This is a genomic window from Glycomyces sp. YM15, from assembly GCF_016918015.1.
Lineage (GTDB): Bacteria > Actinomycetota > Actinomycetes > Mycobacteriales > Micromonosporaceae > Glycomyces.
Genome location: NZ_JAERMK010000006.1, coordinates 4,199 through 20,909, shown reverse-complemented (window position 1 = coordinate 20,909; position 16,711 = coordinate 4,199). Strand labels below are relative to the sequence as shown.

At 70.2% G+C, this 16,711-nt stretch carries 11 protein-coding genes; 8 read left to right on the top strand and 3 right to left on the bottom strand.

What is annotated here, in order from left to right; all coding sequences use genetic code 11:
- Nucleotides 1–167: 167 nt before the first annotated feature.
- The 3 genes from smc to JHY01_RS08375 all read left to right on the top strand — a co-directional run bounded on the left by smc (nucleotide 168) and on the right by JHY01_RS08375 (nucleotide 5,795).
- Nucleotides 168–3,728, top strand: a complete 3,561-nt coding sequence (smc, locus tag JHY01_RS08385) for a chromosome segregation protein SMC (protein ID WP_205325178.1) — start codon at nucleotides 168–170, stop codon at nucleotides 3,726–3,728.
- 89 nt (nucleotides 3,729–3,817) lie between these two features.
- Nucleotides 3,818–4,966 carry a signal recognition particle-docking protein FtsY gene (gene ftsY / locus JHY01_RS08380; protein ID WP_205325399.1) on the top strand — a complete coding sequence of 383 codons (1,149 nt, stop codon included), beginning with the start codon at nucleotides 3,818–3,820 and terminating at the stop codon, nucleotides 4,964–4,966.
- A gap of 40 nt (nucleotides 4,967–5,006) precedes the next feature.
- On the top strand, nucleotides 5,007–5,795 hold the full coding sequence (locus JHY01_RS08375) for a phosphotransferase enzyme family protein (protein WP_270121377.1): 789 nt from the start codon (nucleotides 5,007–5,009) through the stop codon (nucleotides 5,793–5,795).
- A 280-nt stretch (nucleotides 5,796–6,075) separates the two neighbouring features.
- Here JHY01_RS08375 and JHY01_RS08370 read toward each other — a convergent pair whose 3' ends face one another.
- A complete protein-coding gene (locus JHY01_RS08370) occupies nucleotides 6,076–7,338 on the bottom strand; it encodes a transglutaminase domain-containing protein (protein ID WP_205325176.1) in 1,263 nt (420 codons plus the stop codon).
- 217 nt (nucleotides 7,339–7,555) lie between these two features.
- Here JHY01_RS08370 and JHY01_RS08365 point away from each other — a divergent pair, with 217 nt between their 5' ends.
- Nucleotides 7,556–7,765 carry a hypothetical protein gene (locus JHY01_RS08365; protein ID WP_205325175.1) on the top strand — a complete coding sequence of 70 codons (210 nt, stop codon included), beginning with the start codon at nucleotides 7,556–7,558 and terminating at the stop codon, nucleotides 7,763–7,765.
- A 72-nt stretch (nucleotides 7,766–7,837) separates the two neighbouring features.
- Here the strand turns inward: JHY01_RS08365 and JHY01_RS08360 are convergent, their stop codons facing one another.
- Both JHY01_RS08360 and JHY01_RS08355 read right to left on the bottom strand, forming a co-directional pair.
- Entirely contained in the window at nucleotides 7,838–9,247 is a 1,410-nt protein-coding gene (locus JHY01_RS08360) for a cellulase family glycosylhydrolase (protein ID WP_205325174.1), read from the bottom strand.
- A 145-nt stretch (nucleotides 9,248–9,392) separates the two neighbouring features.
- Entirely contained in the window at nucleotides 9,393–10,442 is a 1,050-nt protein-coding gene (locus JHY01_RS08355) for a LacI family DNA-binding transcriptional regulator (protein ID WP_205325173.1), read from the bottom strand.
- 279 nt (nucleotides 10,443–10,721) lie between these two features.
- On the opposite strand from JHY01_RS08355, the gene JHY01_RS08350 reads away from it, so the two are divergent.
- The 4 genes from JHY01_RS08350 (at nucleotide 10,722) to JHY01_RS08335 (ending at nucleotide 16,630) form a co-directional block, all read left to right on the top strand.
- Nucleotides 10,722–11,990: an extracellular solute-binding protein gene (locus tag JHY01_RS08350; RefSeq protein ID WP_205325172.1), complete on the top strand. Its 1,269-nt coding sequence runs from the start codon at nucleotides 10,722–10,724 to the stop codon at nucleotides 11,988–11,990.
- Between the two features lie 82 nt (nucleotides 11,991–12,072).
- The gene (locus JHY01_RS08345) at nucleotides 12,073–13,050 is read left to right on the top strand and encodes a carbohydrate ABC transporter permease (protein WP_205325171.1); all 978 of its coding nucleotides are present in this window, start codon (nucleotides 12,073–12,075) and stop codon (nucleotides 13,048–13,050) included.
- On the top strand, nucleotides 13,047–13,985 hold the full coding sequence (locus JHY01_RS08340; RefSeq protein ID WP_205325170.1) for a carbohydrate ABC transporter permease: 939 nt from the start codon (nucleotides 13,047–13,049) through the stop codon (nucleotides 13,983–13,985). The genes JHY01_RS08345 and JHY01_RS08340 overlap by 4 nt, the downstream gene beginning before the upstream one ends.
- A gap of 227 nt (nucleotides 13,986–14,212) precedes the next feature.
- Complete coding sequence (locus tag JHY01_RS08335) at nucleotides 14,213–16,630, top strand: glycoside hydrolase family 2 protein (RefSeq protein ID WP_205325169.1); 2,418 nt, start codon at nucleotides 14,213–14,215, stop codon at nucleotides 16,628–16,630.
- Nucleotides 16,631–16,711 lie beyond the last annotated feature (81 nt).

The following is a 16,711-nucleotide window of genomic DNA, read 5'->3' as shown; positions in this document are numbered from 1 at the left end:
TGTCATGTTCAGGGGCCGTCGGGCCCGCCGCGCCCGCCGATATCCCCGCCGATCCCTCCCCGGTTCGTCCCCTTTGGGGCCTTTGATATACCACGCTCCGTGACGGCGGCCTTGTAGGCTGGGGCGGTCCCGCACCCGAACCGACGCACACCAGCCCGGAGCGACCGTTGTACCTGAAGAGCCTCACGCTGAAGGGCTTCAAGTCCTTCGCCTCGGCCACGACCCTGCGTTTCGAACCGGGGATCACCTGCGTCGTGGGCCCGAACGGCTCCGGGAAGTCCAATGTCGTCGACGCCATCGCCTGGGTCCTCGGCGAGCAGGGCGCGAAGTCCCTGCGCGGCGGCAAGATGGAGGACGTCATCTTCGCCGGCACCACCGGCCGCCCCGCGCTCGGCCGCGCCGAGGTCACCTTGACCATCGACAACTCCGACGGCGCCATCCCCATCGACTACTCCGAAGTCTCGATCACCCGCCGCATGTTCCGCTCCGGCGAGGGCGAATACGAGATCAACGGTGACCGCTGCCGCCTCCTCGACGTGCAGGACCTGCTCTCCGACGCCGGTATCGGCCGCGAGATGCACGTCCTCGTCGGCCAGGGCAAGCTCGACTCCTACCTGCACGCCCGCCCTGAGGACCGCCGCGCGTTCATCGAAGAGGCCGCGGGCGTCCTCAAGCACCGCAAGCGCAAGGAGAAGGCCCTCCGCAAGCTCGAGGGCATGCAGGGCAACCTCGACCGCCTCGCCGACCTCACCGGCGAACTGCGCCGCCAGCTCAAGCCCCTCGGCCGCCAGGCCGAGCTCGCCCGCCGCGCCCAGACCATCCAGATGGACCTGCGCGAGGCCCGCCTGCGCCTCCTCGCCGACGACCTCACGTCGCTGCGCGGCAACATCGCCAAGGACCTCGCCGACGAAGAGGCCCTGAAGGAGCGCAAGGAAGTCCTCGCCGACGAGCACGAGCGCCTCAACGCCCAGGTGGGTGAGGTCGAGGCCGCTCACGCCGCGGACAAGCCGCGCCTCGCCCGGCTCCAGGAGACCTGGTACCGCCTCCAGGCCGTGGCCGAACGCCTGCGCTCGACCGCCCAGCTCGCCGCCGAGCGCCGCCGCTACCTCTCCGAGGACGCCGTCGACGACCGCGCCGGGCGCGACCCCGACGTCCTCGAGACCGAAGCCGAGCGCATCCGCGAGCAGGAGGTCGAACTGCGCGAGTCCATCGCGGAGGACTCCGAACGGCTCTCCTCCGCCGTGGAGGCCCGTGAGGAGACCGAAGCAGCGCTCGCAGAGGCCGAGCAGCGCATCGTCACCGCCGTGAAGGCCGCCGCCGAGCGCCGCGAAGCCCTCGCCACCCTGCGCGGCCGCGTCGACTCCCTGCAGACCCGCACCGCCGCCGCCGCCGAAGAACTCGAACGCGCCAACATCGCGCTCGCCGAGGCCCGCGAACGCGCCGAAGCCGCCGCCGAGGCCTACGCCGAAGCCGAGGCCGAGAACGAAGCGGTCGAATCGAACACCGAGTTCGACGAAGCCGTCGCCGAAGCCAAGGCCCGTGTCGCGGCCGCCAAGGCTGCGGCGGACCGCCTCCAGGCCGCCGAGCGCGAGGCCGACCGTGAAGCCTCGCAGTGGGCCGCCCGCGAGGAAGCCCTCGCCGTCGGCCTGCGCCGCAAGGACGGCGCCGCCGCGCTCCTCGCCCGCGATGAGGCCATGCCCGGCGTCCTCGGCTCCGTCGCCGCGCTCCTCACCGTCGAACCCGGCTACGAGTCCGTGCTCGCCGCCGCGCTCGGCCGCCTCGCCGACGCCATCGCCGTCGCCGATCCCGCCAGCGCCGCAGAGGCGCTGCGGTTCCTCCGCGACGAGGACGGCGGACAAGCCGCGTTCTTGATCGAGCGCGGCCTGGCAGCAGGTGCAACGACGCATGTGGACCTGCCGAGCGGCTGCAAGGCCGTCGCCGACATGGTCTCGGCACCGGCCGAACTCGCCTCCACCGTCCGCGCCGTGCTCGCCGGGATGTGCGTCGCCGACGACCTCGACGCCGCCCGCGCCATCGTGGACGCCCACCCGCAGCTCACCGCCGTCACCCGCGCGGGCGACGTCCTCGGCGCGGCGACCGCCTTCGGCGGCTCCGCGAAAGCCCAGTCCTACATCGAGATCCAGGCCGCCGTCGACGAGGCCCGCGACCGCAAGCTCGGCTCCGAGTCCCTCGCCGCCCAGCTGCGCGAGCAGTACGAGGCCGCCCGCGAAGCCCACGCCGAAGCCGAGGCCGCCGCCGAAGCGGTGCGCACCGCGCAGCGCCAGGCCGAGGCCGCGCACAGTGTCCTCGCCCGCCGCCTCGCCGAACTCGGCGCCGCCGCCCGCAGCGCCGAAGCCGAGGTCGCCCGCCTCCAGCAGGCCAAGGACCGCGCCCAGGCCGCCCGCGAGACCGACGCCGCCGGGCTCACCGACCTCGAAGCGCGCCTCGAGGAACTCGAATCGCTCCCCGCGATCGAGGAGCCCTCCACCGACGAGCGCGACGTCCTCTCCCGCGCACTCGACGCCGCCCGCCAGAACGAGATGGAGACCCGCCTCTCCGTCCGCACCGCCGAAGAGCGCGCCTCCGCGCTCGCCGGCCGGGCCGACGCCCTCGCCCGTCAGGCCCAGTCCGAGCGCGCCGCGCGCGCCCGCGCCGAGGCCCGCCGCGCCGCCCGCGCCCGCGGCGCGAAGGTCGCCGCGCTCGTCGCCGAGGCGGCCGAGAACGCCGGCGTCGCGCTCACCGACTCCCTCGAGGCCGCGGCGATCGAACGCGACCAGGTCGCCGCCGAGCAGACCCGCCGCGAAGCCGCCCTCGCCGACCTCCGCAACCGCGCCGGAGCCACGGCCGCCGAACTCGAACGCATCACCTCCGCCGCCCACCGCGACGAGGTCGCCCGCGCCGAGCAGCGCCTGCGCATCGAGCAGCTCGAGGAGAAGGCCGGAGCCGAGTTCGGCGTCGACATCGAGACCCTCCTGGCCGAGTACGGACCCGACCAGCTCGTGCCGCCCAGCACCGAGGAGGTCAACGCCGCGCTGGAGAAGGGCAGGCCGGAACCCGGGCCTTACGAGTTCGACCGCGCCACGATGGAGAAGCGCGCCGCCCGCGGCGAGCGCGAACTCAAACTCCTCGGCAAGGTCAACCCGCTCGCGCTCGAGGAGTTCGCCGCCCTCGAGGAGCGCTACAAGTTCCTCAACGAGCAGCTCGAGGACGTCAAGAAGACCCGCGCCGACCTCACCACCGTCGTGAAGGAGGTCGACGACCGCATCCAGCAGGTCTTCGCCGAGGCCTTCGCGGACACCGCCCGCGAGTTCGAGAACGTCTTCCAGACCGTCTTCCCCGGCGGCGAGGGCCGCATCCTGCTCACCGACCCGGACGACCTGCTGCGCACCGGCGTCGAGGTCGAGGCGCGCCCGCCCGGCAAGAAGGTCAAGCGGCTCTCGCTGCTCTCCGGCGGCGAGCGGTCCCTGACCGCGCTGGCGCTGCTGGTCGCGATCTTCCGCGCCCGCCCCAGCCCGTTCTACCTGATGGACGAGGTGGAGGCGGCGCTCGACGACGTGAACCTCGGCCGCCTGCTGGATCTGCTGCGGCGGCTGCAGGAGAACTCGCAGCTGCTCATCATCACCCACCAGAAGCGCACGATGGAGATCGGCGACGCGCTGTACGGCGTGACGATGCGCGCGGGTGTCACGCAGGTCATCAGCCAGAAGTTCTCCCGCGAAGAGGACTGAGCCCCTGCCAGTAGAGTGGTCGCACGTGCGCGACTCGCGGTCGCGCGGGTGCGATCGAAGCTCTGGTGGAGGACTTACCTGTGGACAACCTGTGGATCTGGCTGGTCGCGGCCGTCGTCGTGATCGCCGCGGTGGTCGGCGTCGCGTTCGGTGTTCGCTCGTCCCGGTCGCGGTCTGAAGCGGCGCAGTCGGGGCCCGTCGAGGCGCCCGAGGAACCGCAGGTCGAGGCCCCGAAGCAGGCCGGGCCGAAGGTGGAGGAGCCGCGGGCTCCGGCCGTCGAGACGCCCGAGCCCGTCGAGGGTCGCCTGGTGCGGCTGCGTTCGCGGCTGGCCCGTTCGAACAACGCGCTGGGGAAGGGCCTGCTGGCGCTGCTGGCGAGCGACAAGCTCGACGACGACGTGTGGGACGAGGTCGAGGAGACCCTGCTGACCGCCGACGTGGGCATCGCGGACACGACCGCGGTTGTCGAAAGCCTGCGCGAGCGCGTGAAGGTCCTCGGCACCCGCGACCCCGAGGAGCTGCGCCGCCTGTTGAAGGCCGAGCTCACCGCCGTCCTGGAACCGGAGCTCGACCGCTCGATCGCGACCGTCGCGCCGTCGGGGGAGGGCCCGGCCGTGATCTTGATGGTCGGCGTCAACGGCTCCGGCAAGACCACGACGTGCGGCCGCGTGGCCCGCGTGCTCATCGCCGAGGACAAGACCGTGCTCATGGGCGCGGCGGACACGTTCCGCGCCGCGGCCGCCGAGCAGTTGGAGACCTGGGGTTCGCGCGTGGGCGCGAAGGTGGTGCGCCGCGACGCGGGCGCCGACCCCGCATCGGTCGCGTTCGACGCGGTGAAGGCCGGGGCCGCGGAGGGCGCCGACGTCGTCCTGATCGACACGGCGGGCCGGCTCCAGAACAAGGCCGGGCTGATGGACGAGCTCGGGAAGGTCAAACGGGTCGTCGAGAAGCAGGGCCCGGTGGCCGAGACGCTGCTGGTGCTCGACGCCACGACCGGCCAGAACGGGCTGCAGCAGGCCAAGGTCTTCGGCGAGGTCTGCGACGTCACCGGCATCGTGCTCACCAAACTCGACGGCAGTGCCAAGGGCGGGATCGTGATCGCGGTTCAGCGGCAGTTGGGGGTACCGGTTAAGCTGGTCGGACTCGGAGAGGGGCCGGACGACCTGGCCCCGTTCGAAGTCGGGGCGTTCGTCGACGCGATCGTCGATGGAAGCGCCGGCGACGGCGACGAGTCCTGACACCCCCTATCAACGAAGACGGCAGGCACTGCGGGGACCGGTGAGCCAAGACGAGATTCCGCTGATCGGCGGTAATACGAGCACGGTCGTCCGGCTGGGCGACACGGTCCGCCGGAACACGGGACCCTGGACGCCCGCCGTCCACGCGCTGCTGCGGCACCTGGACGGCGCCGGTTTCACGGGCGCGCCGCGGGTGCTGGGCATCGACGAGCACGCCCGGGAGGTGCTCTCGTTCGTCGAGGGCGAGCCGGGCAAGTACCCGCTGGCGCCGCATTGGACCACGGACGAGACCATGAGCGCGGTCGCGAAGATGCTGCGGATGTTCCACGACGCGCAGTACGGCTTCCGGCCGCCGCAGGGGGCGACCTGGCGGTCCTTCGGGCCGCCGCCGCCGGACACCGAGGTCATCTGCCACCACGACGCCGCGCCGCACAACGTGGTGTGGCGGCCGGACGGGACGCTCTCGCTCATCGACTTCGACCTGGCGAGCCCCGGCGCGCGGATCTACGACGTCGCGTACGCGGCCTGGACCTGGGTGCCGATCTTCACCGACCGGGATTCGATCACGTTGGGCTGGAAGAAGCCCGACCGGGCCCGGCGGCTGCGGATGTTCGCGGACGCGTACGGGCTCTCCGACCGCGACCGGCAGCGCTTCATCAAGGTGATCCGGAAGCGGATCGTGGACCACATCGAGGGCATCCGGCGGATGGCCCAGGCGGGCGATCCCGCGTTCGAGCGGATCGTCGAGAAGGGGCATCTGCGCCGCCCGGCGCGGGACCTGCGGCTGCTGGACGCCGAGCGCTACATCCTGGACGAGGCGCTGCGCTGAACGCCGCCCGCGCTGTCCGACGCGGGCGGCCCTCTGCGACGAAGACTCCCGACGAGCCGGGAGCCGGGGGCCTTCGCCGAAACCGCAGGGCCCGAGGCCAGGCGGTCCGCATCGATGGAGCGCTCCCAACGATGAACGGCGGTGGGCTGTCGTTCACTGTGCCGGAGCGCCGCCGGTGCGGCTTCTTGATGGTTTTCGAGGGAAGTGCAGCAAATCTATCGTGCGAGCGCTTGCCTGTCAATAGATAGGCAAATGTCAATATCTGCTGATCGGTATCGGTTCAGCTCGCGGTCCAGCGCAGCTCGCGAGATGCCAACGGCCCGAACGGGGTCACCGCGGCCAGCGCCGCCCGGTGCTCGCCCGGTTCGCGGTCGAGCACCCGGGCGAACCGCTGCCGACCCTGCCCGGTGATGGTCTCGCCGTTCCAGGACCCGCCGATCGCATAGGGGTGCACCGGCTTCAGTTCCACCGCCGGCGCCCCGCCGAGCGCGGTCACGCCGATCCCGAGGTCGGAGAGCCGCGGATAGGCGTCCGCGCTGTCGCGTACCAGGCGTTCGGTGGCGAGGACCTGCCCGTCCTGGAAGACCGGCACGAAACCCGTCGGCTCCCAGGCGATCCCGGTGACCGAGGCGTGCGCGAAGTACGCCGCCCACAGCGCCGGGTCCTTCATGAGCTCGCGCGCGCCGACGTGCACCGGCCGCGCGGGTCGTTCGCGCGCCTGCAGTTCGGGCAGGCTCAGCGGTTTGCCGTTCTCGTCCGCCCAGTACGCCCCGTGCTGGCCGTCCAGCAGCACCCACTGGTCCAGGTCGTCGATCCAGGCCTCGGCCACGGCATGGCCCTGGCCGACGCCGTCGTGGTAGTCCCCGCGCCGCAGCCAGACCCGGCGGGCCGGGACGCGGAGCGCGTTGAGCCCCTGGGCGAGCACGATCGAGTACTCGACGCACGAGTAGCGCGCGCCGTTCGCGACCTGCTCGAGCACGTCCAGGGCGTCGCCCGCGTTGATGCGAGCGTTGGCGTGCCGCCACAACCCGGACGTCCACCCCAGGAGCGCCTTGGCGCTCTCCCAGGCGCCCGCGCCGGGCCGGGGGAGGCGTGGCACCAGCTGCGGCTCGCGGTGGGCCTCAGCGCGGTCGAGGCGCAACGGCGCGGCCGGTCCCGGCTCGGGCCAGGCGGTGAGCCGCAGTGCGGGCACCGGGACGTTCGCGCGGGCGCGCTCCATGACCAGCGGCCAGTCCGGGTCCGCTCCGAACGCCGCCGAGAGCTCGGGCTCGAACAGGTCGATCTGGTGGAATCCGGCTTCGATGGCCTCGTCGAACCGCGACCGCGCGTTCCTCAACCCGACCTTGTGCGCGGCGATGGCGAGGGACGGGGCCCACAGGTCGCGCCAGAACTCGGTGTCGGCGCGGAGGACCCGCTCCAGGTCGAGGAGGGTCCACCAGCGGGCGCCGCGCATGGCGTCCTGGGCGACCGTGCGCACGCGCGCGAGCTTCGCCGGGCTGTGCGCGGGGGCGGCCGTCGAACCTCGGCGGCTGGACTGAGTCATGCGTATGAGGGTAGAGTCACCCGCCCGCCACTCGCAAACGTTGTTGTGCCGCGCACGCGCAGCCGCTAGAGTGGGCGGCATGATCCTTTAGAAGAGATTCGGCCGCCCCCTACGATGGGGCCGCCAATACGACTGAGTGCCAAGTTCTTGAGACGTCGAGTATTGACTCCGTTTCGCGCTCACGTCTCTTCACGCTCTACCCGAAAAGGGGATCCGTATGACCGCCGAAGCTCCCAAGCCCGAAGAGGCCGCAGAAGCAGCTCCCGTCGAGGAGCCGCTCAACCGCGAGCAGCGCCGTGCGCTCGCCCGCGGCAAGAAGGCCGAGAAGACCGGCCACCAGCCCATCGGCAACAAGAAGGGCGGCGTCCGCTCCCAGATGCCGAAGGGCGGGCCCGGCAAGTTCCAGCTCCCGACCAAGAACGGCTGAGGCCGGAACGACCGGTACATGAGCGAAACGGGCGGCGGACCGAAAGGCCCGCCGCCCGCGTTCATGCCCTGATCAGATCGCCTCGCAGGTCACGACCGGCGTCTCGGTGGCGCCGGACGCGATGAAGCCGAAGACCTCGCGGCTCTGGCCGCTGGCGACGGCGGCGTTCCAGCCCACGTCCTCCGCGGTCACGTTCGCGCCCGAGGCCGTCAGGTCGGCGTTCCAGCTGCTCGTGATCCGGGCGGCCCCGGCCCACGTCCAGGTGAGCCGCCAGCCGTCGACGGCGCCCTGGTCGGCGGTGACGCTGACGTTCCCCTGCCAGCCGCCGCCCCAGGAGCTGACCGCGGTGATGTTCGCGGTGCAGTCGCCCTCGGTCGGGCCGCCGGTGGTCGGCTCTTCGGTGGGGCTGGTGGTCGGCGTGGTCGGGTCCGGGTCGTCGCCGTAGACCGTGGCGCGCTCGGCGGTGTTCCCGATGCCATAAGTGGAGTTGAAGATCCGCTCGCCGTAGGTGGTCATCTGGTTCGGGTCGAAGTTGAGCACCTGGTCGAGGATCGGGTCGCTGTTGCCCGAGTAGGACCAGCCGATCCAGCCGATGCCGCGCGCGTGCGCCTCGGACTGGATGGTCTCCCAGGCGACCGTGGAGCCCTGGTGGGTGTCGGCGTACTCGCCGACGATGAGCGGCAGCCCCATCGCCTCGAACGCGTCGAAGTAGTCGATGACGGTCTGCGGGGAGCTGTAGACCTGGTACATGTGCACCGAGAACAGCGTGTTGCCGAGCGGGTCGGCCGCCGCCACCGTGGGGGCGTCGTCCCGCATGGTGTTGGTCCAGTCCTGGCCCCAGTTCGGCGCGTCCACGACCAGGGTGTGCTCGAAGCCGATGTCGCGCATGCGGTCGACGGCGTCCACCGTGGCCTGGGTCCACTGGCCCGGGTCGGTGTTGCCGATCGGCTCGTTGCCGATGTTGATGAGCACGTAGGCCTCTTCCCCCTCCAGGACGGAGTACAGGCCCTCCCAGTAGGTCACGGCCTGGTCGAGGCTCGCCGCGCTGGCCTCTTCGCCGTAGCCGGTGGTGTCGTGGACTTCGAGGACGCAGATGAGGCGCTGGGCCTTGCATTCGTCCACGATCTGCTGCACGCGCGCGGCGCTGGTGGTGCCCCAGTCGCGATGGCCGGAGCCGAGGACGACGCGGACGGTGTTGGCGCCGAGGTCGCTGATCTCGCCGAAGCTCTCGAACTCGCCCTGGTACCAGACGTCGGGGTGGGTGGAGCCGCGCATGATGAACGGGTTGCCGTTGGCGTCGACGAGCTGCGTGCCCTCGATCGAGAACCCGCCGGTCTGCTGCGCGCCCGCAGGGACCAGCTGCCATACGCCCGCGAAGACGACGGCCAGTGCGGCGGCGGTTGCCATGAGCCACTTGCGCATGCGGCGGCGGCGCGTCATTCGACGCCGTGCCGGGGCGGCGTCGGGTGAGCCGGTTTCCATGTCGATCCCATCTGTAGATCCGGGTGGGAGGTGAATCGGTTAATCACCACTTCAACATAGAGAACCATAAATATTGATGGGGTTCAAGACGTGCCGTGAGATTGGCCGTGGCCGCGCCGGTACTGCGGGGACCGCTTCGGGCGGTTCAGGACTGGACCGGTCCCGTGGAGCCGCGCGGCGAGAGCTGCGCGGGCCTGCACTGAACCGAGAAAGTTCGCGACTCGGCGCTCGGCGGCCCGCTCTCCCTGTTGGCGCCGATGAGCGTCAGGAGGACTTCGGCGCAGTTGGAGCCGTACGCCGGGATGTCCCGGGTCAGCGAGGTGAGCGCCGGGTGGGTGAGGCGGCACAGCGGCGAGTCGTCCCAGGCCACGACGGAGAGCTGCTCGGGGATCTCGAGCCCGAGTTCGTGCGCGACGCCGAGGCCGGCCACGGCCATCACGTCGTTGTCGTAGACGATCGCGGTGGGGCGCTTGGAAGAGGACAGCAGTCGTCTGGTGATCTGGGCTCCCTGTTCGCCGGTGTAGTCGCTGTGGACGGTCGTGACGGAGGCGAAGTCGAGTTCGGCCGCCATGTCGGCGTACGCCTGGTCGCGGATCGCGGTGTGCAGTAGGCCGGGGATGCCCGCGACGCGGGCGACGCGTCGGTGACCCAGCGTGTACAGGTACTCGAGGATGGCGCGGCACGGTTCGACGTCGTCGTGCCATACCGCCGGGAACCGTGCGCCTTCGACCGGGCCGCCCACTGCCACGGCGGGAAGTCCCAGGTCGGCGATGAAGTCGAGGCGGCGGTCGCTGGTGCCGATGTCGCACAGCAGCACGCCGTCGACGCGCCGTTCGGCCCACCAGCGCCGGTAGACCTCCAGTTCCTCCTCGACGGTGCCCACGATCTGGAGCGTCAGGCCGTAGGACCCGGCCGAGAGGGTGGCCTCGATGCCGCTGATGAGCTCCATGAAGTAGGGCTCGATGCCGATGGTCCGCGCGGAGCGGCGCAGTGCGATGCCCACGGCCTGCGCCGAGGAGACCGAGAGGGATCGGGCGGCCCGGTTGGGGACGAAGCCCATTTCGGCGGCGATGGCGAGGATCTTGGCCCGCGTGGTCTCTGAGACGCCGGGCCTCCCGTTGAGGGCGTAGGAGACCGCGCCCTTCGACACTCCCGCCGCAGCGGCGATGTCGGCGATGGTGACTCGCCTGGTCATCGGTGGTCCTCTCAGGTGGCTTCGGCACGGTCGCGCACTGAGCGCCGCCGGTTTCCAGACTCTAGCGCACCGGTTCGACGAACCGGTTCAGCATAGTTTTTCGATACATCGACAACCATGATTTCAATTCGGTCACGGTGCGGTCAAGGCATTGACTGAGTGTGATCCGGGATATAAGTTCGGGTCACTTATCCGGTTAAGCGCTGTGGTCCCACGAGTCCCGTGAGCCGCGCTGTGCCCGCCGGTGGACCCCTTCCCCTGAACGGAGTGAACGTCACCGTGATCTCGAGAACCAAGCGCTTCGGCGCGGCCGCCGCCGCGGCCGCGATCGCGCTCACCGCAGCCGCCTGCTCCGACGGCGGCGGTGGCCAGGACGCCACCAGCATGGAAGAAGAGAACGTCGACTCGATCACCGTCTGGCACACCGGCGACGCCACCCAGCTGCCGATGATCGAGGCCGTCGGCAAGCTCTTCGAGGAGGAGCACGGCGTCAAGGTCGAGGTCGAGGCCATCGACTGGGCCGACGCCCACGCCAAGATCCTCACCGCCATCCAGAGCCAGGACGGCCCCGACATCTTCACCGGCGGCCTCTCCTGGGGCATCGAGTTCGGCGAGCTCGGCGGCCTGGTCGACTTGCGCCAGTATGAGACCGAGAATCTCGAGTCCAATGTGATCGATGGCCTGTGGCAGTCGATCGAGTCGCCCGGCGGCGAGCTCTACGGCGTGCCGCTCAACATGACCACGTACTCGATGTACTACCGCTCCGACATCCTCGAGGCCGAGGGCATCGCCGTCCCCGCCACCTGGGAGGAGATGGACGCGGCCATCACCGAGCTCCAGGGCGCGGGCTACGCGACCCCGTTCGCCGCCACCTGGGAACCCATCGGCTGGCTCGACTGGTTCAACTACATGCACCAGGCCGGCGGCACCCTCTACAGCGAGGACTGCTCCGAGGTCACCATCGACTCCCCTGAGGTCGCCCTGGGCACCGAGTACTGGGCCAAGCGCTTCAGCGAGCAGAACGTGCCCACCGACCAGCCCGACCTGGGCGCCGGGTTCTCCGCGGGCGAGTACGTGTTCGCCACCGGCGGCTCCTGGAACTACGACACGCTCACCGTCGGCTTCCCCGAGCTCGCGGGCAAGTGGAGCTCCGCGCCCCTCCCGGCCGGGCCCGCCAACGCCGGTTCCTTCATCGGCGGCAACGTCATGGGCGTGATGGCCCAGTCCGAGGCGCCGGGCACCTCCGCGGCCTTCATCGACATGGTCTACTCCGACGCGGGCGTCGACGCCATGCTCACCACCGCCGCCGAGAACAACGTCCTGTGGCTGCCCCCGCGCACGGACAAGGTCGCGGACACCCACCTCGACGACGCCAACAAGCAGGCCCTCACCACGATCTTCGAGACCTCCGTAGGACCGCCCAACTGCACCGGCTGGGAGCCCTCGTCCCCTGACGTGCAGCTCGCCCTCCAGTCCATTGTGCTCGAAGGCGTGCCGGTCGAGGAGGCCCTCGCGAACGCCAAGACCGCCATGGAAGCCAACCAGTAGCAGTCGCCCGGGCGGGCGCGGCCCGGTGCCCTCGAGCGGCACCGCCGCGCCCCGCCCGCCTTCACCGTCCCGGAGCACTCCCTTGACCCTCAAGCAGACCGCCGACCCCGAGCGGGCCGCAGCGCCCGGCCCCGCGCCCGCGCCGCGCCGCGGCCGACCGTCCCACCGCCTCCAGCGGTACGGCCCCGCTTACGCCATGCTGCTGCCGTTCGCGCTGCTGTTCATCGTCTTCCTGATCTTCCCGCTCGGCCGCTCCTTCTACTACTCGCTCACCGATTTCAACGGCATCAAGGCCCCCGAGTTCGTCGGCTTCCAGAACTTCAGCGAGCTCATCGTCAACGACGACCGCTTCCACAAGGCCATCTGGAACACCGTCAAGTACGTGCTCGGCTCGGTGATCCTCACCATCGCGCTCGGTCTCGTCCTCGCCATCGCCTTCAAGACCACCTCGCTGCGGGACCGCGTCCTGCGCACGATCTTCTTCCTTCCCTCCGTCTCGGCCGGGGTGGGCGTGATCCTGGTGTGGCGCTGGATCTTCATGGTCGACTCCTGGGGCCTCGGCAACACCGTCGTGCGCTTCTTCGGCGGCGAGAACCGCGCCTGGCTCGCCGAGCCCGGAGTGAGCATCCCGATCCTCACGACCATGGCCGTCTGGGGCGGCGCGGGCTACGCGATGGTCCTCTTCGTCGCCGGGATCAACGCCATCCCCGACGAGCTGTACGAACAGGCCTCCATCGACGGCGCCTCCAAGGCCCGGCAGTTCTGGCACATCACGCTGCCGCTGCTGCGGCCCGTGCTCGTCTTCGTCGTCATCACCTCCACGATCGGCGCGTTCCAGATCTTCGAACCGGTCTACCTGCTCTGGCGCCGCTCGGCCTCCATTGTGGGCGGACCGCTCGACAGCGCGCTCACGATCGTCCCGTACCTGTACGACATGGGCTTCAACCGCTTCCAGCTCGGCTACGCCTCCGCGATCGCCTGGGTGCTGTTCCTCATCATCTTCCTGGTGACCCTCGTCCAGCTGCGCGTCACGAAGACCTTCAAGGAGTTCGACCGATGAGCGTCAAGACCCTCGCCTCGGCGGGCACCGCCACGAAGCGGCCGACGCCGTTCAAGCGGCGCGTGAACTGGGCCGCCGAACTCGCCCGCCTTCCGCTCTACCTCTGGGCCCTCGTCGTGCTCATCCCGTTCTGGTGGATGATCATCGCCGCCTTCAAGACCGTGCCCGAGCTGATGAAGAACCCGCCCACGTTCTTCCCGCAGGACCCCTCGCTCGACTCGTTCTACGACCCGACCCTCGGGAACAAGGACAGCGTGGAGGGCGTCTTCCAGCGCTGGGACGAGGTCGCGGGAGGGTTCCTCCGCTTCGCGTTCAACAGCTTCTGGATCACCGTCACGGTGACCGTGATCAGCCTGCTCATCGCCTCGCTCGCGGCGTACATGCTCACCAAGACCGCGGCGCCCGGCCGCCGCATCGTGTTCGTCACGATCATCTCCTCGATGATGATCCCGTGGCAGGTCAGCCTCATCCCGAACTACCTGCTGACCTCGGACCTCGGCATGACCGACTCCTACCTCGGCTACATCATCCCGGGCCTCGCGAAGGCCTTCGTGGTGTTCTTCCTGGTGCAGTACCTGCGGTCGATCCCGGACGACCTCGTGCACGCCGCCCGGGTCGACGGCGCGAGCGAATGGCGGATCTGGTGGCAGATCATCCTGCCGCTGCTGCGGCCCGCCCTGGCGGCCATGGCGATCTTCGTGGCGCTGGGGGAGTGGAACAACTTCCTGTGGCCGCTCATCATCATCCGCACCGACGAGCTGTTCAACCTTCCGATGGCGCTGTCGAGCCTGAACAACTCGATCGTCTCCAGCCCGGGGTCGATGGGCGTGGCGATGGCCGCCTCGCTGCTGGCTACGCTGCCGACGGTGGTGTTCTTCTTCCTGTTCCAGAAGCACTTCATCAAGGGCATCGCCCTGTCCGGAATCAAAGCGTGAGGTACCTCGCGATGCTCTTGATGAAGCGGAGGCACAGCATCATGGGCATCGCCCTGTCCGGTATCAAAGCGTGAGGTACCTCGCGATGCTCTTGATGAAGCGGCAGTGCAGCATCAAGGGCATCGCCCTGTCGGGTACCAAGGCATGAGAACGTTCGGACCGGGACGCTCGAGGGCGAGCGTCCCGCGCCGTGCCCACCGCTCGCTAACCAAGGCATAGGAGTCTCTTTGACCGCCAAGCGAACCCTGCACGAAGGCTGGACCGTCACCGGCGACCCCGGGGCACCGGTGGCCGTCGACGCGATCCCGGCCTCCGTGCCAGGCGATGTGGTCGCCGACCTGCTGACCGCCGGCCTCATCGGCGACCCGTACGTGGACGAGGCCGAGCGCGACCTGGCCTGGGTCGGCCGCCACGACTGGACCTACCGGACCGCCTTCACCCATGAGGCGGGCGACTGGGACGGGATCGACCTGGTCTTCGACGGGCTCGACACGGTCGCCCGGGTCAGCCTCAACGGCACCGTCATCGGCGAGACCGCGAACATGCACCGCCGCTACCGCTTCGACGTGCGCGACCAGATCCTCGAGGGCGACAACGAACTCGAGGTGCACTTCACCGCGCCGTACACCTACGCCGAGGCCCAGCGCGACCGCCTCGGCGACCGGCCGAACGCCTACCCCGAGCCCGGCAACTTCATCCGCAAGGCCGCCTGCAACTTCGGCTGGGACTGGGGGCCGAACCTCGCCGGCGCCGGGATCTGGCGGCCGGTGCGCCTGGAGTGCTGGAAGACCGCGCGCATCGACGAGGTCGTCCCGCGAGTCTCCCTTGAGGACGGCCAAGGGGCCGTCGACTTCTCGGTGAGCCTCGCGAAGGCCGCCGACACCGACGCCGAACTGGTCTGCGAGGTCGCAGGGCGGCGTTCCGCGATCCGCCTCGCGGCCGGGGTGGCGACCGCGAACGTGCGCGTAGAGGTCCCCGACCCCGAGCTGTGGCGCCCGCACGACCGAGGCGAGCGCAGGCTTTACGACGCCAAGGTGACCCTCGACGGCGGCCTCGACACCTGGGAGCACCGCATCGGTTTCCGCACCGTCGAACTCGACACCGAGCCCGACGACGACGGCCGCCCCTACAACCTCAAGGTCAACGGCGAGCCGATCTGGGTCAAGGGCGTCAACTGGATCCCCGACGAGGCCCTGTTCAGCCGCATCGACCCCGCGCGCCTCGAACGCCGCCTCCGGCAGGCGATCGCCGCCGGGATCAACTACATCCGCGTCTGGGGCGGCGGGGTCTACGAGTCCGAGGACTTCTACCGGCTCTGCGACGAACTCGGCCTCCTCGTGGGACAGGACTTCCTGTTCGCCTGCGCCGCCTACCCCGAAGAGGAACCGTTCTGGTCCGAAGTGGAGGCCGAAGCGCGCGACAACCTCGCCCGCCTCGCGCCCCACCCGAGCCTGGTCACCTGGACCGGCAACAACGAGAACCTCTGGGGCTGGCACGACTGGGACTGGCAGGGCGACCTCGGCGAACGAACCTGGGGCGCGGGCTACTACCACGACCTCCTCCCCAAACTCGCGGCCGAAGTGGACGGCACCCGCCCGTACTGGCCCGGCAGTCCCTACTCCGGTGCGCGCGACCTGCACCCGAACGAGCAGGCGCACGCCTCCGCCCACATCTGGGACGTCTGGAACGACCTCGACTACACCCACTACCGCGACTGGAAGCCGCGCTTCGTCGCCGAATTCGGCTACCAGGCCCCGCCCGCCTGGGCCACGGTGCGGCGCATGGTCACCGACGAACCGCTCGAAGCCGCGAGCCCGTCGATGCTGTGGCACCAGAAGGCCGCGAACGGCCAGGAGAAGCTCCAGCGCGGCCTCGACGCCCACCTGCCGCCCGTCCGCGACTTCGACGACTGGCTGTACTACACACAGGTCAACCAGGCCCGCGCGATCCGCCTCGGCATCGAGTACTTCCGCTCGCTCCAGCCCTACTGCTCGGGCGCGATCGTGTGGCAGCTCAACGACTGCTGGCCCGTCACCTCGTGGGCCGCGATCGACGGCGAGGAGCGCCTCAAGCCGCTCTGGTACGCGCTGCGCGACGTCTTCGCCGAACGCCTCGTGACCTTCCAGCCCGAAGGCGACGGCCTGAACATGGTGGTGGTCAACGACGCCGCCGAGGCCTGGACCGGCGTGATCGGCTTCTGGAAGTGCAACGCCGAGGGCCGCATCATCGGCCGGGCGCTCGTCCAGATGGAGATCGACCCGCGCGACACCGCCGTGCTCGAACTCGAGCCCGGCGCGATCCCGAAGGACGGCGAATTCCTGCTGACCGGCCGCGAGGACTTCCCCCGCGCGACCTGGTTCACCAAGGAGGACAAGGACATGAACTGGCCGAAGGCCCGGTTCACGACCGACGTCGCCGCCATCGACGGCGGCGTCACGGTCACCGTCCACGCCGAGAGCGTGCTCCGCGACCTCTGCCTGTTCGCCGACCGTCTCGACCCGGATGCGGTGGTGGACAAGGCCCTCATCACGCTCGTCCCCGGCGAGCAGGTCACCTTCACCGTCCAGAGCGAGGCCATCGCCGCCTCGCCCGAACTCCAGCGGGCACTGACCGCGAAACCGGTCCTGCGGACGATCAACGACTGAAGCAGTCCGGCGGGGGGGGGGGGGCCCCCCCCCCCCCCCCCACCCCCCCCCCACCCCCCCCCCCCCCCAAACAAAAACACA

Bases quoted from the DNA above. Each gene is read 5' to 3' on its own strand.
- JHY01_RS08360 (WP_205325174.1), bottom strand. From the start codon at position 9,247: ATGGAAACCGGCTCACCCGACGCCGCCCCGGCACGGCGTCGAATGACG.
- JHY01_RS08340 (WP_205325170.1), top strand. From the start codon at position 13,047: ATGAGCGTCAAGACCCTCGCCTCGGCGGGCACCGCCACGAAGCGGCCG.
- JHY01_RS08370 (WP_205325176.1), bottom strand. From the start codon at position 7,338: ATGACTCAGTCCAGCCGCCGAGGTTCGACGGCCGCCCCCGCGCACAGC.
- JHY01_RS08355 (WP_205325173.1), bottom strand. From the start codon at position 10,442: ATGACCAGGCGAGTCACCATCGCCGACATCGCCGCTGCGGCGGGAGTG.
- JHY01_RS08365 (WP_205325175.1), top strand. From the start codon at position 7,556: ATGACCGCCGAAGCTCCCAAGCCCGAAGAGGCCGCAGAAGCAGCTCCC.